22 protein-coding genes are annotated in these 21,912 nt (G+C 69.6%); 10 read left to right on the plus strand and 12 right to left on the minus strand.

Annotated features, from left to right (window positions below):
- Nucleotides 1-41: 41 nt before the first annotated feature.
- Together A6Q81_RS02300 and A6Q81_RS02305 are read right to left on the minus strand one after the other, a co-directional pair.
- Nucleotides 42-3,551, minus strand: coding sequence for a DEAD/DEAH box helicase (locus A6Q81_RS02300; RefSeq protein ID WP_286689389.1), 3,510 nt, complete (start codon nt 3,549-3,551; stop codon nt 42-44).
- Nucleotides 3,536-4,459, minus strand: a complete 924-nt coding sequence (locus tag A6Q81_RS02305; protein ID WP_286689390.1) for a hypothetical protein — start codon at nt 4,457-4,459, stop codon at nt 3,536-3,538. The genes A6Q81_RS02300 and A6Q81_RS02305 overlap by 16 nt, the downstream gene beginning before the upstream one ends.
- 251 nt (nt 4,460-4,710) lie before the next feature.
- Between A6Q81_RS02305 and A6Q81_RS02310 the strand changes: the two genes are divergently transcribed.
- Nucleotides 4,711-5,889: a hypothetical protein gene (locus A6Q81_RS02310; protein WP_286689391.1), complete on the plus strand. Its 1,179-nt coding sequence runs from the start codon at nt 4,711-4,713 to the stop codon at nt 5,887-5,889.
- A gap of 121 nt (nt 5,890-6,010) precedes the next feature.
- Here A6Q81_RS02310 and A6Q81_RS02315 read toward each other — a convergent pair whose 3' ends face one another.
- The 3 genes from A6Q81_RS02315 to A6Q81_RS02325 all read right to left on the minus strand — a co-directional run bounded on the left by A6Q81_RS02315 (nt 6,011) and on the right by A6Q81_RS02325 (nt 7,538).
- Entirely contained in the window at nt 6,011-6,523 is a 513-nt protein-coding gene (locus tag A6Q81_RS02315; protein ID WP_286689392.1) for a hypothetical protein, read from the minus strand.
- Between the two features lie 11 nt (nt 6,524-6,534).
- On the minus strand, nt 6,535-7,020 hold the full coding sequence (locus A6Q81_RS02320; RefSeq protein WP_286689393.1) for a hypothetical protein: 486 nt from the start codon (nt 7,018-7,020) through the stop codon (nt 6,535-6,537).
- A 125-nt stretch (nt 7,021-7,145) separates the two neighbouring features.
- Nucleotides 7,146-7,538 (minus strand): DUF4238 domain-containing protein, encoded by a 393-nt coding sequence (locus A6Q81_RS02325; protein WP_286689394.1) that lies wholly within the window; start codon nt 7,536-7,538, stop codon nt 7,146-7,148.
- 103 nt (nt 7,539-7,641) lie between these two features.
- On the opposite strand from A6Q81_RS02325, the gene A6Q81_RS02330 reads away from it, so the two are divergent.
- Nucleotides 7,642-8,307: a DNA/RNA helicase domain-containing protein gene (locus tag A6Q81_RS02330; protein WP_286689466.1), complete on the plus strand. Its 666-nt coding sequence runs from the start codon at nt 7,642-7,644 to the stop codon at nt 8,305-8,307.
- Nucleotides 8,308-8,476: 169 nt separating this feature from the next.
- Here A6Q81_RS02330 and A6Q81_RS02335 read toward each other — a convergent pair whose 3' ends face one another.
- Complete coding sequence (locus A6Q81_RS02335; RefSeq protein ID WP_286689395.1) at nt 8,477-9,505, minus strand: LLM class flavin-dependent oxidoreductase; 1,029 nt, start codon at nt 9,503-9,505, stop codon at nt 8,477-8,479.
- Between the two features lie 94 nt (nt 9,506-9,599).
- Here A6Q81_RS02335 and A6Q81_RS02340 point away from each other — a divergent pair, with 94 nt between their 5' ends.
- The 3 genes from A6Q81_RS02340 (at nt 9,600) to A6Q81_RS02350 (ending at nt 11,894) form a co-directional block, all read left to right on the plus strand.
- On the plus strand, nt 9,600-9,764 hold the full coding sequence (locus A6Q81_RS02340; protein WP_286689396.1) for a hypothetical protein: 165 nt from the start codon (nt 9,600-9,602) through the stop codon (nt 9,762-9,764).
- Nucleotides 9,765-9,921: 157 nt separating this feature from the next.
- Entirely contained in the window at nt 9,922-11,433 is a 1,512-nt protein-coding gene (locus tag A6Q81_RS02345; RefSeq protein WP_286689397.1) for a S8 family serine peptidase, read from the plus strand.
- 113 nt (nt 11,434-11,546) lie between these two features.
- The gene (locus tag A6Q81_RS02350) at nt 11,547-11,894 is read left to right on the plus strand and encodes a hypothetical protein (protein ID WP_286689398.1); all 348 of its coding nucleotides are present in this window, start codon (nt 11,547-11,549) and stop codon (nt 11,892-11,894) included.
- Between the two features lie 19 nt (nt 11,895-11,913).
- Here A6Q81_RS02350 and A6Q81_RS02355 read toward each other — a convergent pair whose 3' ends face one another.
- Nucleotides 11,914-12,354 (minus strand): VOC family protein, encoded by a 441-nt coding sequence (locus A6Q81_RS02355; RefSeq protein ID WP_286689399.1) that lies wholly within the window; start codon nt 12,352-12,354, stop codon nt 11,914-11,916.
- Nucleotides 12,355-12,433: 79 nt separating this feature from the next.
- On the opposite strand from A6Q81_RS02355, the gene A6Q81_RS02360 reads away from it, so the two are divergent.
- The gene (locus A6Q81_RS02360) at nt 12,434-12,856 is read left to right on the plus strand and encodes a DUF3806 domain-containing protein (protein WP_286689400.1); all 423 of its coding nucleotides are present in this window, start codon (nt 12,434-12,436) and stop codon (nt 12,854-12,856) included.
- A 9-nt stretch (nt 12,857-12,865) separates the two neighbouring features.
- Here A6Q81_RS02360 and A6Q81_RS02365 read toward each other — a convergent pair whose 3' ends face one another.
- Nucleotides 12,866-14,461, minus strand: a complete 1,596-nt coding sequence (locus A6Q81_RS02365) for a protein kinase domain-containing protein (protein WP_286689401.1) — start codon at nt 14,459-14,461, stop codon at nt 12,866-12,868.
- 107 nt (nt 14,462-14,568) lie between these two features.
- Between A6Q81_RS02365 and A6Q81_RS02370 the strand changes: the two genes are divergently transcribed.
- On the plus strand, nt 14,569-15,795 hold the full coding sequence (locus A6Q81_RS02370) for an FAD-binding domain-containing protein (RefSeq protein ID WP_286689402.1): 1,227 nt from the start codon (nt 14,569-14,571) through the stop codon (nt 15,793-15,795).
- A 133-nt stretch (nt 15,796-15,928) separates the two neighbouring features.
- Here A6Q81_RS02370 and A6Q81_RS02375 read toward each other — a convergent pair whose 3' ends face one another.
- On the minus strand, nt 15,929-16,951 hold the full coding sequence (locus tag A6Q81_RS02375) for a PQQ-dependent sugar dehydrogenase (protein ID WP_286689403.1): 1,023 nt from the start codon (nt 16,949-16,951) through the stop codon (nt 15,929-15,931).
- 188 nt (nt 16,952-17,139) lie between these two features.
- Between A6Q81_RS02375 and A6Q81_RS02380 the strand changes: the two genes are divergently transcribed.
- Complete coding sequence (locus A6Q81_RS02380; protein WP_286689404.1) at nt 17,140-17,436, plus strand: hypothetical protein; 297 nt, start codon at nt 17,140-17,142, stop codon at nt 17,434-17,436.
- A gap of 10 nt (nt 17,437-17,446) precedes the next feature.
- Here the strand turns inward: A6Q81_RS02380 and A6Q81_RS02385 are convergent, their stop codons facing one another.
- Nucleotides 17,447-18,142 (minus strand): spermidine synthase, encoded by a 696-nt coding sequence (locus A6Q81_RS02385; RefSeq protein WP_286689405.1) that lies wholly within the window; start codon nt 18,140-18,142, stop codon nt 17,447-17,449.
- 61 nt (nt 18,143-18,203) lie between these two features.
- On the opposite strand from A6Q81_RS02385, the gene A6Q81_RS02390 reads away from it, so the two are divergent.
- Nucleotides 18,204-19,805 carry a peptide chain release factor 3 gene (locus A6Q81_RS02390; protein WP_286689406.1) on the plus strand — a complete coding sequence of 534 codons (1,602 nt, stop codon included), beginning with the start codon at nt 18,204-18,206 and terminating at the stop codon, nt 19,803-19,805.
- Nucleotides 19,806-20,070: 265 nt separating this feature from the next.
- Here the strand turns inward: A6Q81_RS02390 and A6Q81_RS02395 are convergent, their stop codons facing one another.
- Together A6Q81_RS02395 and A6Q81_RS02400 are read right to left on the minus strand one after the other, a co-directional pair.
- Nucleotides 20,071-20,529: an SRPBCC family protein gene (locus A6Q81_RS02395; protein WP_067858476.1), complete on the minus strand. Its 459-nt coding sequence runs from the start codon at nt 20,527-20,529 to the stop codon at nt 20,071-20,073.
- 79 nt (nt 20,530-20,608) lie between these two features.
- Nucleotides 20,609-20,755, minus strand: coding sequence for a GPGG-motif small membrane protein (locus A6Q81_RS02400; RefSeq protein ID WP_169795972.1), 147 nt, complete (start codon nt 20,753-20,755; stop codon nt 20,609-20,611).
- 121 nt (nt 20,756-20,876) lie between these two features.
- Between A6Q81_RS02400 and A6Q81_RS02405 the strand changes: the two genes are divergently transcribed.
- Nucleotides 20,877-21,911, plus strand: coding sequence for a zinc-binding dehydrogenase (locus tag A6Q81_RS02405; protein ID WP_286689407.1), 1,035 nt, complete (start codon nt 20,877-20,879; stop codon nt 21,909-21,911).
- The last annotated feature ends 1 nt before the right edge of the window (nt 21,912 follow it).

Raw genomic sequence — 21,912 nt, forward strand, 5'->3', positions numbered from 1 at the left:
TTGAACGCTCAGCGCGACCGAACGCGGGCAACCGGACGGGGCTACAGGAAACTGAGTTGACCGGCCGCCGCGCGTGTAATCGTCATGGTGGTTCCTTCAAGGGTGAAGTCGAGGAGCAGGCCGCTGTCGAGCACCGCCGAGACGCCTGCGTGATCACGCGCAACGATAACCCCAAGAATCGAGCGGTCTTCGGCCACGATCTTGAGCTCATCGCCGTCGTCCGACGCGGCCACGGTCACCGATGTCGGGTCGACGGGCTCGTCACCCTCAAGCCGAGACTGAGCGGTGACGGCGCCGGTTGCCATCATCTCGGCCAGCTTGTGTCGGTCTGTGCCCTGGACGTACTGGAGCAGGTCGAGGACATCGGTCGGGGTCGCTCCGAGATCGGTGCGCCATCCTTGGATGTGCCGGTTGCTCAAGTAGTCGCGTAAGCCTTCTTCGTCCAGTCCGGCATCTTCAGCGATGCGCCCTAGGCGCTGCGCCAGGGTCCGGGACTTTACGTCTCTGACGAGGAGATCGATCGCGAGAGGGGTGTCGACGCCGTATCGCAAGTGGGCAGCGGTGTTAGAGAAGAGCTGCACGGAGCTCAACCGGGACAGCAGGATGTCGTTGGCCTGGACGACGACCAGACCGACGGTCCACGCCAGGTAGTGCTGGACACCTTCACTGATGACGTCGACCATCTGCTCGAGTCGAAAGGCCGAGTCCTGCACCGCAGTGTTCAGGTGGGTGTTGGCCAGTTCGGTGAGTGTTCGTCCCGCGATCCAGTCACGAATCACGGCGTCGGTATCGACGTCGATGTCCGCCCCTCTGGGTGACTTTCGGAAGCGCCAGTACGTCTTCGCTTCGGGCAGATTCAGCAGCCGGGTGTACACGCCTTGGCTGGAGAGCACGTCGAGAGTTTCCGCGAGCGTTTGCTCATCAAGGCCTCCGAGCTGTTGCACATGGTCGACAAGCTCCTCGGCGATCGCCTCGATCACGGCAGCCGAGGCCAAGCTGGTTCCGGCTTGCGCCCAACGTTGACGTGACGCGGGTGGCGTCTGCTCGTACTCGCCCACGACGAGTTCTGCGAGTGCCATCCACCGGTCCTTGAGGTTTTCGGGAAGCTGGGTGAACGCGAAAAGACGCTTTACAACGTCACGCCAGGTCCGGGTGCTTACGAGATCGGGCACGTGGTCCAGGACGTGGAGGATGAACCAGACGTAGTTGACGAAGCCTCCGGCCTCCTTGTCCGGGGTCAGCTGCAGGATCGCGCCCTGTGTCTGCGCGACCAACGCTTCGGCTTCGGCAAGAGCTTCAAGAGCGGACGGCTTGGCGACGGTCGAGCGGACCTCCAGCTCGTCGGGGCCAGGAGTGAGCCGGTCGAAGTCGCTGCCGCTCAGCGCCTTCTGCAACGCCAGGACGATCCAGCCTTCGGACTCCTTGCCGGCGCGGCCGGCGCGGCCAACGGCGTTGAGAAGTTGGGCGGCCGTCATTCGGAACGCGGGGTCCTGGCCGTCGTACTCGGTGGTGGCGATGACAACGGTGCGGACGGGCAGGTTCACGCCGTCGGTCAGGGTGCTGGTTGCGACGACGGCCTTGATGGTCTCGCTGCGGATCGCGTCTTCGACGGCTTCTTGTACCTCAACCGGCAGCCCGGCATGGTGGTAGGCCACACCCTTGCGGACCGTGCCGACGAGGGGGTGGTCCTCGCCGAGGCGTGCGACTAGGGCGTCGGCAAGGCCTTGGGAGCGCGGGTCTTCATCGAGTTGGTCGGCCATGACCTTCGCTGCATCGCGTGCGGTGGCTCGCTGAGATACGACCATGAGGAGGCTGCCGGCACCGAGCAAGAGTGTGGCGGTCTTGGCGGTTGTCGAGTAGGCGGTGGAGGTGTTGCCGCTCCCGGTGATGCGCTTGTTGTCGGGGCCGAGGACGAGCTGCCCGATGGGGGTTTTCTTGCTGGTGGCCAGGTGCCGCTCGGTGGCGTTGGTGGGGCGAACCGCTAGGTGGGCCCGTAGGTCGTAGCGGGTCTTGTCCTTACCACCGCGGCGGCTAGCAGGGGTGTCGGTGCGACTCTCCTCGATTTTCTCGGTGCCCATGAGGACGTGCAACCGTCGTGGCGCTCTCCACTCATCGGTGAACAACACTTCGGATTGTCCGGCAGAAGTCCATGCGGCGAGGGATGCGGCGTTGCCCATCACGCCGGAGAGGAGGATGAGTCGTGCGCTGCTGGCGTCGAGCAGGGAAAGCAGTCCTTCGAGCAGCAGTCCGCGCCCGCCGGTCTCGGCTATGAGGTGGACTTCGTCGATGATGAACAGACTGAACCGGCTCAGGATCTCCTGTGGGTTCTGCCGCAGCGCGTTCATGAGGCGTTCGGGCGTCATGACCTCGACCTGCGGCAGCTGCCCAGTGCCTTCTTCGCCATCGATGGTGTCGTCGCCGAACAGGACCTTGGCACCGAAACCGTCGGGGAGGTCTGCGCCGATTCGTCGGTCGAGGTAGCGCAGTCGGGATCGGAGTCCTTGTCGCATCTCCCGGCCGAGGCTTCGCAGTGGGGTGACGTAGCAGACGTCGCGGTCGTCGAGTGCGGTGTGAGCGCAGATGATGAGCTGTGCGAGTAGCGTCTTGCCGGCGCTGGTCGGGACGGATACGAGCAGCCGGGTGGTGGCGGGGTCGAGGGGGCTGAGGGTCGGGTGGGCAAGGAGGGCGCGCTGGGGCGGCCACAGTGTCAGGATGGGCTGTTGGTCGAGAGTGAACGCCTGCTTGACGGCTGCGGGGAGGTCGGGTGGAAGGACTGCCCAGATGCTGTTGTCGGCGAGCCCGTCGGCGAGGAGGAGCAGATGTCCCGCCACCCAGCGGGTGTCGAGGTCGCTAAGGCCGACTTCGTCGTTGACGACGAGGCGCAGGTGTCCGCGGGCTGCTTCGAGCGCATCGGTGCTGCCTTCCCGTAGGTAGTTCACGAGGTCGGCGACGCCGCGCAGGAGCCGCTGGGTCGGACCGAACATTGTGCCGTCGAGGCTGTCGAGATCGGTCCCGCGGGTCAGTGCCGTGGCGGAGGCTGCCCACGTGCGTAGCCGCCGGTTGAGGGTGGCCATGTCGAGGCCGAGGAACAGGATTCCGGCTTGAAGTGCAACGTCTGCGCTGTCGGTGAACTCGGCTGCTTCGTTCACGATGTCGCGCATCTTGCGGTGGATGGCGCCGGCGTTGGGGCTCTCGTCGGCGCGGTGGTAGCCGACCTGGGCGGCGAACGCGGTGGCGAGTCGATCTCGGTCGGTTTCGGCTGGGTCTTCGAGGAGGAGATCGAGGACGTGGGCGCTAACGGCGAATGCGCGGCGACGCTGTTCGAGCGGGTACCGGAACCCTTCGGCGGTGGAGGCAATTCCATGCAGGTACCAGGCGGTGCGTCGCAGCGGTGTGAGGTCGGCGCGGAAGCCGCTGTCGGTGAGGCCGCGAACGAGTTCGATCTCGAGTTCGGCGATGAGATCGGTGAGCTCGGGTACGGTGGGGAGTTCAGTGAGCTGGTCCTCGCCGAAGGCGGCGTTGAGGTGCTCGGCGGCTAGAGCGCGGTCCACGCGTACCTCCGCACTGTCTCAGCGAGCTCGTCGTAGCAGCCGATGCTGGTGGCGAGTCCGCGCAGTTGGCCGGGTTTGTCGAGGAGCGGCAGCTTTTTGCTCATCTTCTTAAACGGCTTGTCGGGCAGCGGATGGTGGGTCGCGAGCGTCACTCCGGCGCCGACAAGCTCGTCGCCTTGAGTCCACGCGGCGGGGACCTCGGCTATGAACGCGAGCGTCTCGTCGTCGTAGGAACCTGGCGTGAATGTGCCGACGATCTTGGCGACGTACCGTTGGCCGTTGTCCGCGATCTGCTTGTACGCCTTGCTGAGGCTGGTCGATAGCGGCCCGGTCCCTGTGTTCTTCTTGCTTTCCCACAGCCGGAACCGCAGCGCGCCAGCGGCGTTCTCGTAGATGGAGAACCCGTCGGCGCCGGCGTCGGTGACGTCGCCCTTCGGGTCGGGTTGGACGCGGACGCCCGTCTTGTCCTTGGTGAGCAGGTGCCAGAGCCACTCGCCGACGTGGCCGTGCAGGTGGTCCTTGCTCTTCGGCGCGGCCGGCAGCCCGAAGACCGGCTCGATGAACGAGGCGATGGTCTTATCGTGTGTTGGCGGGATCTTGGTCCCTGCGAGAGTGTGTCCGCGCCACGTGTCATACAGAGGGGTGGCGGGGCCGAAGCGGACCTGCATCATCGTGTCAATGAGCACCCAGGCGAGCGCGCCCGCCTCCTCGGGGGTGAGGTTGGCGGCAATGTGCGAGCTCCACTCGCATTTGCTTGCCTTGGCGGCGCCGTCGTGGAAGGTCACCGGGAGGTAGTCGTGGATGCTCAGCCGCTGGTGGGTTCGGGCGTACTCTTCGGACTGCGCGGCCGTCAGTGCAGCGAGAGCGGTTGCCGCCTGGCCCTTGGCGGGCGCCATGGCTTTCGTCATTGTTGCTCCTGGTACGTGCGCGATGTCGGCATCACGAGGACACCCTCTGACTCATGCTGCTCGGCTAGACCGACAGGTCCACTATCCCGCAACGAAGGGGCGGTCGTGGTTGAACGACGTTGTCTTGCAATGCGTTTGCTCAAAGGAAACTGCATGGCGATGGGGTCCCGGAGCGGTTCGTAGCTGACGTCGATACTCGGCACTACCTTGTTTGCCCTCGGTTGTTTCCTGAGCATGGTGGGATAGGGGAGGTGACAATCTTCTCAGCAGTGAATCGCACGGATCCCTCCCCGGCGTCGCACGGGGACAGCCATGCGCAGTTCCTCGACCGCGTCTCCGGGCCGTACTGGGATCAGGTTCGTGCCCTAATCGAGGACTGGTTCTCTCGGCTCTGCCCCGACGCACAATCCGACGTTCGGGGGCGTCTGCGGTCCAAGGATGACCGGCAGTCCAAGGGGGCGTTCTTCGAGCTATACGTACACGAATGCCTGCTTCGGATGGGCTACGCCGTGACCTGCCACCCGGATCTCGAAGGGACGAGTCGGCGACCGGACTTCCTTGCCGAAAAGGACGGGCGGTCGATCTATGTCGAAGCACGATCGGCCTCATTCAGCGACGACGCGGTCGGCAAGTCTGCCCGGGTGAACGCGGTCTACGAATCGCTCGACAAGATGGACAGCCCGAACTTCTTCCTCTGGATCGACGTCGTCAAGCAAGGCGAGGCTCCGCTACGCGCACGGCCGCTGCGAAGCCAACTGGAGAGATGGCTCACGGGGTTGGACCCCGACCAACACACACTCGCCGAGGGCAAGCGTCGCGACGACCTCCCTGGCTACGTCCATGAGGACGCAGGCTGGAAGATCGGCTTCCGGGCCGTGCCGAGATCGCCCGAGGCACGTGGCAGGAAGGGCGCACGTCCGCTCGGCATCTTCGGAGGCGGCGAAGCCCACTGGGTCCACGACGAGGACGGCATCCGGGGCGCTTTGGCTGACAAGGGCTCGGCCTACGGTTCCCTCAACGCGCCATTCGTCATTGCTGTCGCCTCAAGCAGCATCTCTCTCGACGACCACGACATGCTCAACGCCCTGTACGGCTCAGAGGTCGTGGAGTTCCGCACTCACGCCGACGGCACGGAGGAGACCGCCACGGCCCGACAGCCCGACGGCTACTGGTATAGGGGTGACCGCTGGGACCACCGCGGCGTTTCGGCCGTTCTAATGGTCAAGAACCTCCACCCCGCCTTCGTGGGCACCCAGCAGCACACGATCTGGGAGCACCCCGATCCGGAATTCGCTGTGGACGGGTTCCCGCTCTGGAGGCGATCCATCGTTGAGGACGGACGCATGACGTTCGTCGACCCCGAGCGACCGCAGGCCGAATGGTTCAATCTGGGAGACCCGTGGCCGGTCGGCGAGCCCTTCCCGAAGTAGCCACCCACCGAGCGCCAGACGACCGGGCTCGCCGGCGTCTACGGACATCGCCACCATGCCTTCCTATCGCAACTCGCAGACCCTGTACGCGATGCCGAATCGAGGCACCCGAGGTTCTGCCTCAACGAGTTTGCGCGACCCAAGCAGCGTGCTCCGGCGCAACCGACCGGCCGCGCTGGACGAGGCCCCGAAGGATCCCCACCCGGGTGCGGCCCTCGATGACCTGGAGCCCATTCCAAGCAGGGAACAGCGCCGCGCGGTCGATCAGGAGCGGCCGTCGCATCCACGTCCCATAAGAATCCCAGTACGCAGGGATTCCCAGATGCTTGCGGGACTCCAATCGGTGCTCGGCGTTCTCTGCGTTTTCGTCTAGCAGGTCACCGTCCGACGGGCCGGTCGGCATCGTCAAGAACGACTCTGACGGAATGAGTTCGTCGTGCCACTCGATAGAGGTCAGGTCCACGTGACCATAGTCGGCGTGGAAGGAACTCCATCCGGCGAACCAGTAAAGCCACTGCTCGACCACGTCCTCGGGCCAACCAAGGGCGCTGATGCGCTCATCCGCAAGGAAACCGGCTAGTCCGCCGCCGCCGAGCCCTCGACACCGCTTCGACAGATCCTCGAAGTCACCCATATAGACCGCCATCAGGCGTACTCCCACATCGCCGGCGCGTCCACGTGCAGCTCCTGGTCGCAAAAAGCAACGTCTGGGCCTGCAGAGAACCCGTCGGCCTGCTCGACGCAGCAACCCGGCGGTTCGACATACAGGCCGTGTGGAGTCCACTGCGAGCACCGCATTCGCATCTGCGTCCGTCGACCGAATTTCTTCGTCTTCGGCAGCCGGTCCTTCTGTTCCGGTGAGGCAAAGATCCACCGCTCTCGGCCCTGCTCGATCGCGTGCCGCACGAGACCGCGCTCTTTCGGTGTGGCCAGCCGGGTGATCGCCTTCTGCCCCGATGGCTCGTTCGTCAAGGCAACGACTCGATGCGGGGTCACCGGCCACAGGATGTGCGGTGCTGCCAACAGGGAGGGGCCTTTGTTCTTGCGGAACGGCACCAACAGTGGGGCATCGCACGTCCAGAACGTGCCCTCGGGGTCGTCCCACGCCTCGATGGACCTGGTCGTCATCACGTCGGCCGCCTCCCACATGCTCGTGTACAGCAACTCGGTGTGGATGCCGGCAAGCCGGAGCGGGTTCAGGGGTCCTTCATGGACTTGAACTCCTCAGGGTTGTGCGCGACCAGCCAGGCGTCGTGCTAAAGGCGCAGCCGACGCTGCTGTGCAGTCCTCATCCGCTGGACCGCGACCGTCACGCCGAGACCGATGAGGTCATCGAACTCCAGATCCTCGGGGTCCGTGAGCCGCTCGAACAGCGATTGGATACGGCCGAGTTCCGCATCGACAACACCGAACATGGCGTCGACCCGGTTGCGTGCCTCCCCGTCCGGGCCGATGACCCGATCAAAGTTCTCCTCCACACACATGTCGTTCACCGAGAACGCCCATGCCTCTCCGGTCACGGTATCCAAGTTCCAGACACGCCGGTTCTGCTTACCGAACCCCCAACGCTTCAAGTACGTCCGCGGGACGTAGTGGCGCCGACGACTTTTCGGATCGGGTTGCTGCTGCGTCGCGAGCAGACGGTCCATGTAGTCCCGCGACCGGCCTCCTAAAGATTTCCCTCCACCGGTCATCGGGATCTGACCCCACGGGTTACGGTGCTGGGAAACGATCTTCCGGCCAGTAACGGCGCTGGTCGAGACGGCTAAGCACGACGACCGGCACGTGCGCCTCTGGACCCAGATGCGGACCCTCGCTGGAGAGGCCTACATCGACTACGTCGCTGACGTGCTGCGGGGCTCAGCCGCGCAGCGGATCGAGTTCCCCGACTACGACCTACGCCTCTACGACGACCTCCGCGAGATGCGCGAGGACATCATGGCGCGCGACGCCGACCACGGACTCTCCCGCGTGCTCGCCGGCTTCGCCTGGCCCTGGGTCAGCAAGAAGGACAAGCACAGGCCTGACATCGAGATCGACGGCCTGCAGCTGTTCTGGAACCGCACCGACAAGGACTGGATCAACTCACGCACGGCGCTGCAAGAAGTGGGGTGCATCCACACGAGCCAGGGCTACGACCTCAACTACGCCGGGGTGATCATCGGCCACGAGCTGCGCTGGAACGTCGCCGCCGATCGCCCGGAGTTCGTCCGGTCCAACTACCACGACCGCAACGGACGTGCGAACAACACGACGCTGGGCCAGACCTACACCGACGACGACCTCCTCGAGTACGTCATCAACATCTACCGGGTCCTGCTCACCCGAGGTATCCGAGGAACCTACGTCTACGTGTGCGACCCCGCGCTGCGTGAGCGGCTCCGCATCTACTTCCCGCCACCGCCCCATCGCGCCTGAGCGACACGCACATCCCTCGCCTCTGGCCGCAGGGGGACACGGGACCCGTCATCCAGTCACCCGGCCGAGCTGATCGAGCGGTCTGGTGTTTCGTCGGGACGATGCACGCAGGGCGGGATCGCCGTCGCGTGTGTGCGCGGCGCGCGCATGAACGAGCGCCCAGGCCAGGTCACGCTCCGGCGGGGTGCGCGGTCGGCGACCAGCCGAGCTCGGGACCGAGGCGGGTCGCTATGTCGGTCAGGATCTGCACGTAGTCGTCGTGGTCGAACGTGAAGGGCAGCGCGAACACGACCTCGTCGACGGCCTGGTAGCTGAGCGTGGTGTGCAGTTGGTCGGCGATCGACGCGGCCGGACCGATCAGGTCGGTCGAGAAGAGGATGCGGCCCGGACCCTGCGGTGCGTGGGTCCGCGGCAGGCGAGAGTCGACGTACGCCTGGTACTTCGCGACCTGCTCAGGGGTGGCGGAGTCGGTCGGGATGACGACCCGCCCCTGCGACACCCGGCCTCGAGAGGGGTCGCGGTGGTGGGCGCGGAACGTGTCGATGTGGGAGCGTTGCACTCGGTCGAAGTCGTCGTCGTCCTCGGCGCGCACCAGGTTGCTCGACAGCAGGTTCAGCCCGCGCTCGGCAGCCCAGCGGACGGATCCGAGGCCCGCCGCGCCCTGCCAGACGCGCGACGCCAGGTCGGGCACGTGCGGCTCCACGCGAGCGGAGTACGTCTCGATGCCCTCCACGCCCGCGAAGTCGCTGGCCCGGCCTCCGCCCAGGTGGTGCAGCAGACGTTCGATCCGCTCGTAGGTGAAGTCCTCGTCCTCCCACGTGTCCGGGTACAGGCTCTTCTTGACGTCGTCCCAGTGCGTCGGTGGCCCGACGCTGATGCCGGGCTGCAGTCGACCACCGCTCAGCACGTCGACGGTCGCCAGGTCCTCGGCGAGCCGCAGCGGGTTCTCCCAGCCGAGCGGGATGACGGCGGTGCCGAGCTCGATGTGGCGCGTCCGCTGCGTCGCGGCCGCGAGCAACGCCACGGGCGACGACACCCCGTGCTGGAGGTGCCGGTGCCGCACCCACGCGGAGTCGAAGCCCAGCTGCTCGCCGAGCTCGATCACCTCGAGCGTGCTCTCGTGTCCGGGGCGGGGGTCGTCAGGGTCGAACAGTCCGATGGTGAGGAAACCGAGCCGCTGCAGGTGACCGTTCGCCATCGCCACATTGTTCGGCGTGGTCGCGCTGCCTCGTCGCTCGTCTCACTCCCTGACACCGCTGCGGTGGCTCCGTCCGCGAGGTCACGATGACGTCATGGGGACCCCGGCCGGCGACGAAGGACGCGACGTCCGTCGTGGCCGCGAGTGGACCTTCCTCACCACACCGTGGACCGCCGACCACGCGGAGATGCTCTCGATGCTCAGGTCCTGCACCGACCACGACAGCGAGCGGTACCGGCGGCAAGGCGACCGACGCTGACCTGGTCCACCGCCGGTCGCGCGCTCCGTCACCGACCTGCAACCCGCCGACCCTGGACGTCTGTCCGAAGGCTGTGGTGGGGTGGGACGGTCGGTCTCAGCGCCACGTTCACGTGGCCGCCGACAGTTCCTAGGGGGGACAGCACGTGAACACAGGTATGTCTCGAGCCCGACGCGGGCTCGCCGTCGGGGCCGCCGCCCTGACGCTCGGCGCCGTCGCGACCACGCTCACCAGCGCCGGCGCGGCGACCACGGAGAAGTCCACGCCCGTACCGGTCGCGACGCCCGAGGGGCAGGTGAGCGCCTACGTCGTCAACGCCAAGAAGGCCAACGCGAAGGGCACCGCCGACGCGCGCAAGGTCGTGCAGAAGGCTGGCGGCACCGTCGTGCAGGCGTGGCCGCAGATCGGCGTCGTGATCGCGCAGTCGACGCACGCCGACTTCCGCGCCGACGTCTACCGCCTCGGCCGCACCAGCGTCACCTCCGTCGGCACCACCCGCACCGTCGCCGTCAGCGAGCGCGCCGAGCAGGCGTCCACCCTGCGCCAGTCCGCGCGGAGCCGCTCCACCGAGCGCGCCGAGCTCAAGGGCGAGTTCGCGAACACGCCCCAGAAGTACGTCAAGCCCGACCCGCGCGAGGGCGAGCAGTGGGACATGGCGCACATCAAGGCCGACCACGCCCACGAGATCACCGACGGCTCCCGCAAGGTGCTCGTCGGCGTCCTCGACAGCGGCATCGACGCCGACCACCCCGACCTCGCGCCCAACATCGACGTCAACAACTCGGTCAACTGCACCGACGGCGGCACAATCGACCGCTCCCCCACCGGCTGGCAGCCCACCACCAGCGACCACGGCACCCACGTGGCCGGCACCATCGGCGCCGCTCGCAACGGCATCGGCATCACCGGCGTCGCACCGAACGTGCGCATGGCGTCGGTCAAGGTCGTCAACGACGACGGCTTCATCTACCCCGAGTACGCCATCTGCGGCTTCATGTGGGCCGGCCTGCGCGGCATGGACGTCACCAACAACAGCTACTACATCGACCCCTTCGAGTTCTGGTGCCAGGACCAGGCCAACCAGGCCGCCGTCGTCGAGGCCGTCGGCCGCGCCGTCACCTGGTCGACGAAGAAGGGCACCGTCCACGTCGCGGCAGCCGGCAACTCCGCCTACGACCTGTCCCGCAAGACGACGAACGCCAGCAGCCCGAACGACAGCACCCCGATCGAGCGGACCATCAACAACGGCTGCCTCGACATCCCCACCGAGCTGCCCGAGGTCGTCACCGTCTCCTCGTACGCGCAGATCGGCACGTCGAACGAGACGCAGCTGTCGTCGTTCTCCAACCGGGGCAAGAACGTCATCGACGTCGCCGCGCCCGGTTCGCGCATCCTGTCGACGATCGTCAAGGACAACGGCTACGGCCTCAAGAGCGGCACGTCGATGGCGTCGCCGCACGTGGCCGGCGTCGCCGCCCTCATGAAGTCCAAGCACCCCGGCTGGCGGCCGGCGCGTGTCATCCAGCAGCTGAAGGCCCAGGCCGACGAGCGACCCTGCGCACCCCAGCAGACCAGCTCGTCCCCGGGCGCGCTCTGCACCGGATCGCCGTCGAACAACAGCTACGCCGGGCACGGCATGATCGACGCGCTCGACGCCGTTCGTCGCTGACGCAGCACCACGACGCAGCGGCCCCCGAGCTCTCCGCTCGGGGGCCGCTGTCGTGCCGGAACGCGTTCCAGAAGACGAAGACCCGCCCTCACCAGCGGCCCTACGCTGCGGTCATGCGCCTCGCCCGCCTCGTCGCCCTGTCCCTCGGGTCCGTCGTGCTGGCCGGCTGCAGCGGCACCACCACGGCCGAGATCGAGGAGGCCATGGCCGACGACCTCCGCTACGGGACGGAGGGCGCGGCCTGGTTGATCTCCCGCTACGGCGTCCACGCCGACGTCCGCGACGTCGACGTCACCTGCGAGGAGCTCGGCCTCCTCACCGACACGGGCGACTCGCTGCGCTGCGAGGCCCACGTCGAGTACACCGACGGCCGCACCCTCACGGCACCGTTCGACGCCGAGTTCCGGGTCGACGGCGTGTTCCCTCGCCTCCTGGAGGACCCGACGTCCACGGCAGGCTGAGCGAGCCGCTGGACGCTCGTCAGCCGATCCGCTCGGTCAGGGAGACGATGATCCCCTCCGGACCCCGGACGTAGGCCATCAGCCACGTCCCCTCGTGCTCACCGACGTCGCCGACGAGCGCGTAGCCCTCGTCGTCGAGGCGCGCGACGGTCGCCCGCAGGTCGGTGATCTCCAGGCACACCGCACGCAGTCCCACCGCGTGCGGCGGCGCGGGGACCGTCAGCACGTGGCCGGGGCGGTCGTAGCGCGACACCTCCAGCGCTCCCCCGCCGCCCGGCGGACGCAGCCAGACGGTCTCGGTGCGCGCGTCGTGGAGACCGACGACGGTGTCGAGGAACTCCCCCTCGATCGTCATGCGTTCGGCGAGCTCGAGTCCGAGGCTCGTGAAGAAGCTGACCGTGCGGGGCAGGTCAGCCACGGTGAGGTTCACGTGGTCCAGGCGGGGCAGCGACGACGACATCCCTCATCCACGCTCGGCAGGAGGTGTCGTGTCAAGCACCTAGGCTGGCCGACGAACGACGCGCAGCGACGGAGGACCCATGGACGACGTGACGATCGAGGACCTCACCGAGGCCGAGCACCAGTGGCTCCAGGCGCTGCAGGGCGGGCTCGTGCAGATGGGCGTCAAGGACGCCGCGACGCTGTGCGCCGTCTTCCTCGAGGCACGCGAGGCGTGGTGGGACCTTCCCGCCGCAGAGCGCCCCGACCCGAACCCGACCGTCAACGCCTTCGGCGCAGGCATCGGACAGCTGTTCGTCGACGACCTCGGACTGCGGTGGGCGCTCGTCACCGACCAGCACGGCAGCGAGCTCGGCGTCGTGGGCGACCCGTCACTCGTGCTCTACCCCACGAACGCCGTCGCCAAGCGGTGGTCGGGCGAGAACCAGTCGACCCTCGAGGACTACCTCGTGCAGGTCAGCGAGACCGTGCGCGACCTGCAGGCACGGCGACCCGGGCGCTGACGACCAGCGTCAGGGCTTCTTGTCGTCCTTGCCGCCCGGGCCCCCGCCGCCAGGCCCCTTGTCGTTCGTGTCCTGGTTCTTCTCGTCCTTCTTGCCGTTGCCCTGGTCCTGCTGCTGGGGCTGTTGCGGCTGCTGCTGGGTCGGCTGCGTCTGCTGGACCACCGGCGCGACGGCCACCGCGATGGTCACGGTCGAGCCGACCGTCACCCGACCCGTCGGGTCGACGACGACGACCGTGCCGGCCGTCTGGGACGACTCGACGTCGGTGCGCTTCACCGTGAGGCCGAGGTCGCCGAGGGTGGCCGCGACCTCGTCGGCGGGCTGGCCCACCAGGTCGGCCGGAACCGTCACGCGGCCCGACGCCACCTGCAGGGTCACCGGGCCCGAGGTCGGCACGGGAGCACCCGCCTTCGGGCTCTGTCCGACGACCTCGCCCTCCTTCGCGTTCGGCTCGTCGACGGTCTCGGTCTTGACCGTCGCGTCCACGGCCTCGACGTCCTTCGTCGCGCTGGCGACCGACTGGCCGACGACGTCGGGCACGGTCTCGTCGGCGTCGGCGAACAGACCGCCGGACATGCCGACCAGCAGCGCGAGGACCGCCAGCGCCGCCACCCCGGCGAACACCGCCAGGCCACGCCGACGTCGACGCGGCTCCTCCGGCTGCGCCTGCATCGCCGCCGTGGCAGAGACGGGCGCGAGCACCGAGGTCGACGCCGTCGCACCCGTGGCACCGAGAGCGCCCATCGGCGCGGTCGCCGCACCCGCGTAGGCGGGCAGCACCTCGGTGACCCCGTCGGTGCGTCCCTGCACCGCGTCGCGCACCTGCGCCGCCGTCGGACGCTTCAGCGGATCCTTGTCGGTCATGGTCTCGACGAGGCGGCGCAGCGGCTCCGGGACGTTGTCGGGCAGGGCCGGCAGCGGGTCGCCCACCTGGGCGAGCGCGGTCGCCACCGACGTCTCGCGTCGGAACGGCGACGTGCCGGTGAGGCACTGGTAGGCCACGAGGCCGAGCGAGTACACGTCGGACGCTCCGGTGGCCGTCACGCCCCGGGCCTGCTCGGGGCTGATGTAGTCGACGGTGCCCAGCACGTTGCCCGTCTGCGTCAGCGGCTCGCGCGACGCGCCGATCGCGATGCCGAAGTCGACGAGCACCGGACGCGACCCCTCCGCGAGCACGATGTTCGCGGGCTTCACGTCGCGGTGCACGATGTCGGCGGCGTGGGCCGCGGCCAGCGCGTCGGCGACGCCGCCGAGCAGACGCTCCACGGCGTCGGGCGCGAGCGTGCCGCGCTGCTTGAGCACCTCCGAGACCGCCGTCCCCTCGACCAGCTGCATGACGATGAACGGGTCCTCGTCCTCGCTCGACTGGTCCTCGCCGACGTCGTAGACGGTCGCAATGCCCGGGTGGTGCAGCCGGCCGGCGGTGCGAGCCTCCTCCTCGAACCGGACGCGCGCGGCGGTGTCGTCGCCGACCTGGTCGCCCTTGAGGATCTTCACGGCGACGTCGCGGTTGAGGCGCAGGTCGCGGGCCCGGTGGACCCGACCCATCCCGCCGGCGCCCAGGAGGTCACCCAGCTCGTAACGGTCGTTCAAGCGTTCGGCCATTCGACCAGGCTAGAGCCCATCGGCCGCAGGCGCGCGCGTCGTGGCGACCCCCACACGGCGTCCTCGCTCGAGTCGTGACGCCGCCCGACCGCTGGCACGCTGTGCCCATGCCCGCCCTCCCCGCCCTGCCGGCCCCCGACGACACCGACGCCGTCGTCGCCTGGGTCGCGGAGCACCTGGGCGACCTGACCTGGGAGGCTGCTGGTGACGTCCGTCCCGGCGGTCACCGCGGCGGACAGACGGCGGCCGACGTCGCGCTCGCCGGGCTCGACGTCACCGGCTACGCCCGCACCCGCTCGAACGTGCTGCCCGTCGAGCGTCAGGGGGCGAGTCGCGTCTCGCCGTACCTGACGCACGGGCTCCTCGACCTGCCGACCGTGTGGGACGCGGTGGCCGACGCGCCGTCGGGCGACCGGCGCAAGTATCGCGACGAGCTGCTGTGGCAGGAGTACGCGCGCCACGTGTACGCCAGGATCGGCCCCGCGACGCGCGAGCCACTGCGTCGCGAGCCTCCCCACCCCGACGTCGACCCCGACTGGGACGAGCGGATGGCGTGCATCCGCTGGGTGCAGGACCGGCTCGAGCAGGACGGCTGGCTCGTCAACCAGGTGCGCATGTGGTGGGCCTCCCACTGGACCGTCCGGCACGGGCGCGACTGGCGCGACGGCGAGGACCACTTCTACCGCCACCTTCTCGACGGCTCGCGGGCCGCGAACCGCCTGGGCTGGCAGTGGACGATCGGCGCCGGCACCGGGAAGCCGTACGGCTTCAGCCGGTGGCAGGTGGAGAAGCGCGCCCCGCAGCTGTGCCGGTCGTGCGCGCTCAGCGACGCGTGTCCGGTGCAGGAATGGCCCGATGCCGACCCTGGACCCACCGTCGAGCACGCGCCGGTCCGCATCGGGCACGCCGCCGGCGCCCCCGGACCGGGCCCCGACGCGCCCGTCGTCGAGGGCGACCCGTCGGCCGTGTGGCTGACACCGGAGTCGATGGGCGACGCCGACCCCGCACTCGAGGCGCACCCCGACGTCCCCGTCGTCTACGTGTTCGACGAGCCGAAGCTGGCCGAGCTGCGGTGGTCGGGCAAGCGGCTCGTGTTCCTCGCCGAGACCCTCGCCGACCTCGCGACCCGGCGCGAGGTCGAGGTACGTCGCGGCGTCGTCGGCGAGGAGCTCGTTGGTCGGTCCGTCGCCGTCACCTTCGCGCCCGTCCCGTGGTTCACGCGACGTTCGGCCGACGTCGACGTCGCCGCCCTGCACCCGTGGCGGTGGCTGGAGCGGCCGACGTCGCAGCGGCTCACGTCGTACAGCGCCTGGCGCAAGGGTGTGCGTCGCTGAGCGTGAACATCGACACGACGGGGCGGGACGCGACGAGGCACGGGAATCTCACGCAAGCACGGAAAGCAAGCCGCGCGCGGCTGAGGGAACCGTGCCTCGCCGGAGATTCCCAGGTCGACCTGGGAATCTCCGCTCAGGCGGGGGCGAGGCGGAGGAGGCGGCCGGAGCCGGCGTCCTCGAGCAGCCAGATGGAGCCGTCGGGCGCCTGCTCGACGGCGCGGACGCGCTGGCCCTCGACGATCTTCTCGTCGTCGCCGGCGGTCGTGCCGTCGAGATCGACGCGCACGAGCGACTCGCCCGACAGCGCACCGAGGAACGCGTCGCCCTTCCACTCCGGGAACAGGTCGCCGGTGTAGATGAGCAGGCTGCCGGGCGAGATCGACGGGGTCCACCCGGTGCGCGGCGCGACGAAGCCGTCGCCGTCCGCGTGGTCGGGGATCTCGCCGCCGCCGTAGTCGCTGCCGTTGGACGCCTCGGGCCAGCCGTAGTTGCCGCCCTTCTCGATGATGTTCAGCTCGTCGCCGCCCTCCGGGCCCATCTCGCTCGACCAGAGCGTGCCGTCGTCGGCGAACTCCAGGCCGAGCGGGTTGCGGTGGCCCCAGCTCCAGATCTGCGCCGACGCACCGCCCTCATCCGCCAGCGGGTTGCCGGGCGCCGGTTCGCCGTCGAGCGTGAGCCGGACGATCGTGCCGAGCGTGTTCGACGTGTCCTGGGCCGGCGTCTTCTGCTGGCGGTCGCCGGAGCTGATGAAGAGGTGCTCGCCGTCGGGGTCGAACGCGATGCGGTGCGAGAAGTGGCCGTTGCCCGACACCTTCGGCGTCTGGCGCCAGACGACCTCGAGGTCCTCGAGGGCCGCCGACCCGTCGCCGGTGGCCAGCCGCGCCCGACCGACCACGGCACCCGTGCCGCCGTCGCCCGCCTCCGCCCAGCTGAGGTAGACCCGCTGGTCGTCCTCGAAGCTGGGCGCGACGACCACGTCGCCGAGGCCTCCCTGCCCGGCTGCGACGACGTCGGGCACGCCCGACACCTCGGTGCGCTCGCCGGTCTCGGCGTCGCGCAGAGTGAGTGTGCCGGTGCGCTCGGTGACGAGCAGGTCGCCCGTCCCCGGCACGAAGGCCATCGCCCACGGCGTCTCGAAGCGGTCGACCTCCTCCACCTCGAAAGGCGGGTTGCCGCTCGCCGACGTCGCAGGGGTGGAGGCCGGCGAGGCCTCGTCCTGGCGGGGGTCGGGGTCCGTGGAGCCCCGACGGCGTCTCCGACGACACCGTCGAGGCGCTCGGCAAGCTCAGCGAGGCCCTCGAGGCCGTCGAGGAGGCGCGTGGCTCGCTCTACGCCTTCCACCGGTTGTCCGGGCATGCCGACCTGCAGGCCGGCGAGGCCGCCGACCTCCTGCGCGAGGCCGGTCATGGCGACCTCGCCGACCGCATCGAGACCGAGCTGGTCGGACGCAACGTCATCGAGGGGCGCTGGACCTTCCAGCTCGTCGAGGAGTACGACGAGGGCTACTACGCGACCTTCAAGGACCTCGAGCGCACCGCCCGCGACAGCCTGGTCGACGGCCGTCCGCACCTGTTCGAGGCGGAGATGAAGGAGGACCGGCGCACCCAGGGCCGACGCCACCACGAGGCCACGCCGGACTGAGCGGCTCGGCTCAGGCGCGCGTGCCGACGTAGATCGTCGCGGTCGACGTGCCCCCGGTGAGCGGGTTGTCGAACGTCACCACGTGGGCCTCGGCCGTCGCGAACGCCTGGCGCATCACGTCGACGAACGCGTCCTCCGGCGGCTCGTCGGACCAGAGCCCGAACACGCCGTCGTCGACGAGCATGCGTGCCGCGGCTCGCTGCCCCTCGACCGTGTAGAAGTCGCCGTGGTCGGTGCGCAGCAGCCAGTCGGGCGCGTGGTCGATGTCGACGAGCAGCACGTCGACCGGTCGATCCAGACGGCCCGTCCGCACGAGGTCGAAGAAGTCGTCGCGCACGAGGGTGGTGCGCGGGTCCGACGCGAGCCCGCGCGTGTCGTCGAACAGCTCGTCGCGGTGCCAGCGGATCACCGCGTCGAGCGCGTCGACGACCACCAGATCGACGACCCGGTCGTCGCGCAGCGCCTCGAAGGCGGTGTAGCCGAGGCCGAGGCCGCCGACCATGACCCGCAGCGACGAGCCCACGGCCGCGCGGAGCCCGAGCTCGGCCAGGGCCCGCTCGCTCACCGTGAACTGGCTCGACATGAGGTAGTCGTCGCCGAGCTTGACCTCGTGCACGTCGCACTGCGTCACGAGGTCGAACCGGCGTCGCAACACCACCAGGCCCCACGGGGTCTCGGCCCAGTCGAGCTCCTCGAACTTGGCCATCGTCGCCCCTTCGTCACGGCTCGGTCCCGGGCCGACGGTAGCCGCCGGTAAGGTCGGGTCGATGTCCTCCCCCACCGTGCTCGCCGAGGCCGCCCGCCGTCGCACCTTCGCCGTGATCTCCCACCCCGACGCCGGCAAGTCGACGCTCACCGAGGCGCTGGCCCTGCACGCACGCGTGATCTCCGAGGCCGGCGCCACGCACGGCAAGGCGGGCCGCCGCGCCACCGTCTCGGACTGGATGGAGATGGAGAAGGAGCGCGGCATCTCGATCTCGTCCACCGCGCTGCAGTTCGAGCATCGCGGGCACGTGGTCAACCTGGTCGACACCCCCGGCCACGCCGACTTCTCCGAGGACACCTACCGCGTGCTGAGCGCGGTCGACTTCGCCGTCATGCTGCTCGACGGTGCGAAGGGCCTGGAGCCGCAGACGCTGAAGCTGTTCGACGTCTGCCACCGCAGCGGCATCCCGGTGATCACCGTCGTCAACAAGTGGGACCGCCCGGGCCTCGACCCGCTCGAGCTGCTCGACCAGATCCAGCAGCGCATCGACATCCGGCCCACGCCGCTCACCTGGCCGATCGGCATCGCCGGCGACTTCCGCGGCGTGCTCGACCGTCGGCTCGGGCACGCGGTCGAGTACGAGCGCACGTCGGGCGGCGCGACCATCGCCGGTGAGACGGTGCACTCCCCCGACGACGCGGCGAGCGTCTTCGGCGACGCGTGGGGGGAGGCGGTCGGCGGGCACGAGCTGCTCGCCGCCGACGGCGCCGATCACGACCCCGAGGAGTTCCTCGCCGGACGCACCACGCCCGTTCTCTTCGCGGCGGCGGCGCTGAACTTCGGCGTCACGCAGCTGCTCGACGTGATGCTCGAGCTGGCGCCCGCACCGCGCCCCCGCCTCGACGCCCAGGGCGAGCCGCGCGCCGTCGACTCCCCCTTCAGCGCCTTCGTGTTCAAGATCCAGGCGGGCATGAACACCGCCCACCGCGACCACGTGGCCTTCGCCCGCATCTGCTCGGGCGTCTTCGAGCGCGGCGAGGTCGTGCAGCACACGCAGGGCGGGCGACCGTTCGCCACCAAGTACGCGCAGAACCTCTTCGGACGCGACCGCGAGACCACCGACCTCGCCTACCCCGGCGACGTGATCGGCCTGGTCAACGCCTCCCAGCTCGGCATCGGCGACACCCTCTACCTCGGGCCGAAGGTCGAGTACCCGCCGATCCCGCAGTTCGCGCCCGAGCACTTCGCGACGATCAGCGCCCGCGACACGTCGCGGTTCAAGCAGTTCCGGCGCGGCATCGAGCAGCTCGACCGCGAGGGCGTCGTGCAGGTGCTGCGCTCGACGCTGCGCGGCGACCAGTCGCCGGTGCTCGCCGCGGTCGGGCCGATGCAGTTCGAGGTGGTCACCGACCGGCTGCAGCGCGAGTTCAACGCCGAGACCCGCCTCGACTTCCTGCCCTACACGCTGGCTCGACGCATCCAGTCCGCCGACCGCGAGACGCTCGCCGGCATCAACGGCGTCGAGACGTTCGAGCGCAGCGACGGCACGGCGCTCGCGGTGTTCAGCGACCGCTGGCGCCTGCAGTTCGTCTCGCGCCAGCACCCCGACATCACGTTCGAGTCGCTGTCGGCCGACGTCGACGACCGCGCACCGCTGTCCTGAGGCTTCGCCCGACCGACGACCACCCGATCGCTCGGGGGCCCGGGCCGTCGGTCCCGAGCGCACCGCGAGGTTCCGAGGACCTTGGTCCCTGGGGAGCGGGACTGCCCGTCCGTAGCCTGGTGCACGACACGAGGCCGGGTGGGCGGTGTCTCGCGCCAGGGGTCGAGACAGCGCGCGGTCGGCGCGGATCCGAGACCGCGCCGACCGTCGCCCCGCTGGGCCGTCGCCCAGATCAGGCAGTCGCGTCAGGGACGCGACGCCGGGTTCAGGGTCGCTCGACCTCGCCGCGCCACGCGCCGGTCGGCTCGCCGCCGCGACGCTCGATGAACTCCTTGAACCGCTGGAGGTCACCACGGGTGCGTCGGTCGAGCAGGCCCGCCTTGTCGGCGACCTCCTCGACGAAGCCGTCGGGGTCGACGTCCATCTGCACCGTCACGCGTGTGGCGTGGTCCGAGAGCCGGTGGAACGTGACGACGCCGGCGTGCTCCGGCCCGCTGTCGGACGTCCACGCGACGCGCTCGTCGGGGTGCTGCTCGGTGACCGTCGCGTCGAACTCGCGCGTGACGGGTCCGACCTTGACCACCCAGTGCAGATGGGTGTCGTCGATCTGGTCGATGCGCTCGACGCCCTCCATGAAGGCCGGGAAGTCCTCGAACTGGGTCCACTGGTCGTACGCGGTGCGCACGTCGACGTCGACGTCGACGGACTCGGTGATCGTGCTCATGGGCTGTCCTCTCGCAGAAGGCTGTACCCATCAGTGCTACCCGTCCCGCGCGCCGTCGAAACGGCGCACGGGACGCGGATCAGCTCAAGATGCTGACGCCTCCCGGGCCGACGAGCAGCGCGACGACGATCAGCACCGCGCCCCAGAGGATGTCGCCGCGGATGATGCGCAGCACGCCGAAGATGCCGATCACGACGGCGGCGATCCACAGGATGGTGTCCCACATGATGGTGCTCCCTCCCGTCGGCCCCGGGTGGGCCGAACGTCCCGCCACCGTAGGACCGCGCCGCGCGGCTCGCACCTGGAGCGCGAGACGCTCCGCGCCGGCCGGGTGGGAGGATGACGGGATGCGCGCCATCGTCCTCGACGCCGTCCGCGCGGACCCCCAGGTCCGCGACGTCCCCGCCCCCACGGCACCGGCCGGCGGCGTCGTCGTGGAGGTCCGCGCGACCGGCCTGTGCCGCAGCGACTGGCACGCGTGGGCCGGGCACGAGGACCTCGTCTTCCCGCACGTCCCGGGGCACGAGCTGGCGGGAGTCGTCTCCGAGGTCGGCACCGGTGTCACCCGGTGGGCCGTGGGCGACCGCGTGACCACGCCGTTCGTGTGCGGCTGCGGCCGGTGCTCGTGGTGCCGTGGAGGCGACGCGCAGGTGTGCCCCGACCAGCAGCAGCCCGGGTTCACGCACTGGGGCTCGTTCGCGCAGCACGTCGCGCTCCACGCCGCCGACACCAACCTCGTGGCGGTGCCCGACGACGTCGAGCTGGCCACCGCCGCGGCACTCGGCTGCCGGTTCGCGACCGCCTACCGCGCGCTGGTGGCACGGGCCCGCGTGGCGGCCGACGAGTGGGTCGTCGTGGTCGGGGCCGGCGGCGTCGGACTGAGCGCCGTGATGATCGCCCGGGCCCTCGGGGCGCGGGTGGTGGCCGTCGACCGCACGACCGCGGCGCTCGACGTCGCGCGTCGACTCGGCGCCGACCACACCCTGCTCGCCGGTGACGACGTCGAGGCCGCGGTCGCGGACATCACCGGCGGAGGCGCCCACGTGTCCGTCGACGCCGTCGGCAGCGAGGCGACCAGCGCGACGGCCCTCCTGAGCCTGCGCCGGCGTGGCCGTCTCGTGCAGGTCGGCCTGCTGCCCGGCGTCGAGGGGCACCCGCGGGTGCCGATGGAGCGCGCGATCGCGTGGGAGCTCGACCTGCTGGGCAGCCACGGCATGGCCGCCAGCGACTACCCGGAGATGATGGCGCTCGTCGCCGAGGGGCGGCTGCGTCCGGACCTGCTGCTCGAGCGCACCGTCGACCTCGACACGGCCGCCGCGCTGCTGCCGACGTTCGACACCGCGACCGTCGCGGGCCTGACGATCATCGACCCCTGGCGCTGAC

Source organism: Aeromicrobium sp. REDSEA-S38_B2, assembly GCF_001628525.1.
Classification (GTDB): domain Bacteria; phylum Actinomycetota; class Actinomycetes; order Propionibacteriales; family Nocardioidaceae; genus Aeromicrobium; species Aeromicrobium erythreum.

Bases quoted from the DNA above. Each gene is read 5' to 3' on its own strand.
- A6Q81_RS02305 (WP_286689390.1), bottom strand. From the start codon at position 4,459: ATGACGAAAGCCATGGCGCCCGCCAAGGGCCAGGCGGCAACCGCTCTC.
- A6Q81_RS02315 (WP_286689392.1), bottom strand. From the start codon at position 6,523: ATGGGTGACTTCGAGGATCTGTCGAAGCGGTGTCGAGGGCTCGGCGGC.
- A6Q81_RS02325 (WP_286689394.1), bottom strand. From the start codon at position 7,538: ATGGACCGTCTGCTCGCGACGCAGCAGCAACCCGATCCGAAAAGTCGT.
- A6Q81_RS02335 (WP_286689395.1), bottom strand. From the start codon at position 9,505: ATGGCGAACGGTCACCTGCAGCGGCTCGGTTTCCTCACCATCGGACTG.
- A6Q81_RS02340 (WP_286689396.1), top strand. From the start codon at position 9,600: ATGGGGACCCCGGCCGGCGACGAAGGACGCGACGTCCGTCGTGGCCGC.
- A6Q81_RS02345 (WP_286689397.1), top strand. From the start codon at position 9,922: ATGTCTCGAGCCCGACGCGGGCTCGCCGTCGGGGCCGCCGCCCTGACG.
- A6Q81_RS02350 (WP_286689398.1), top strand. From the start codon at position 11,547: ATGCGCCTCGCCCGCCTCGTCGCCCTGTCCCTCGGGTCCGTCGTGCTG.
- A6Q81_RS02355 (WP_286689399.1), bottom strand. From the start codon at position 12,354: ATGTCGTCGTCGCTGCCCCGCCTGGACCACGTGAACCTCACCGTGGCT.
- A6Q81_RS02360 (WP_286689400.1), top strand. From the start codon at position 12,434: ATGGACGACGTGACGATCGAGGACCTCACCGAGGCCGAGCACCAGTGG.
- A6Q81_RS02365 (WP_286689401.1), bottom strand. From the start codon at position 14,461: ATGGCCGAACGCTTGAACGACCGTTACGAGCTGGGTGACCTCCTGGGC.
- A6Q81_RS02370 (WP_286689402.1), top strand. From the start codon at position 14,569: ATGCCCGCCCTCCCCGCCCTGCCGGCCCCCGACGACACCGACGCCGTC.
- A6Q81_RS02385 (WP_286689405.1), bottom strand. From the start codon at position 18,142: ATGGCCAAGTTCGAGGAGCTCGACTGGGCCGAGACCCCGTGGGGCCTG.
- A6Q81_RS02390 (WP_286689406.1), top strand. From the start codon at position 18,204: ATGTCCTCCCCCACCGTGCTCGCCGAGGCCGCCCGCCGTCGCACCTTC.
- A6Q81_RS02395 (WP_067858476.1), bottom strand. From the start codon at position 20,529: ATGAGCACGATCACCGAGTCCGTCGACGTCGACGTCGACGTGCGCACC.
- A6Q81_RS02400 (WP_169795972.1), bottom strand. From the start codon at position 20,755: ATGTGGGACACCATCCTGTGGATCGCCGCCGTCGTGATCGGCATCTTC.
- A6Q81_RS02405 (WP_286689407.1), top strand. From the start codon at position 20,877: ATGCGCGCCATCGTCCTCGACGCCGTCCGCGCGGACCCCCAGGTCCGC.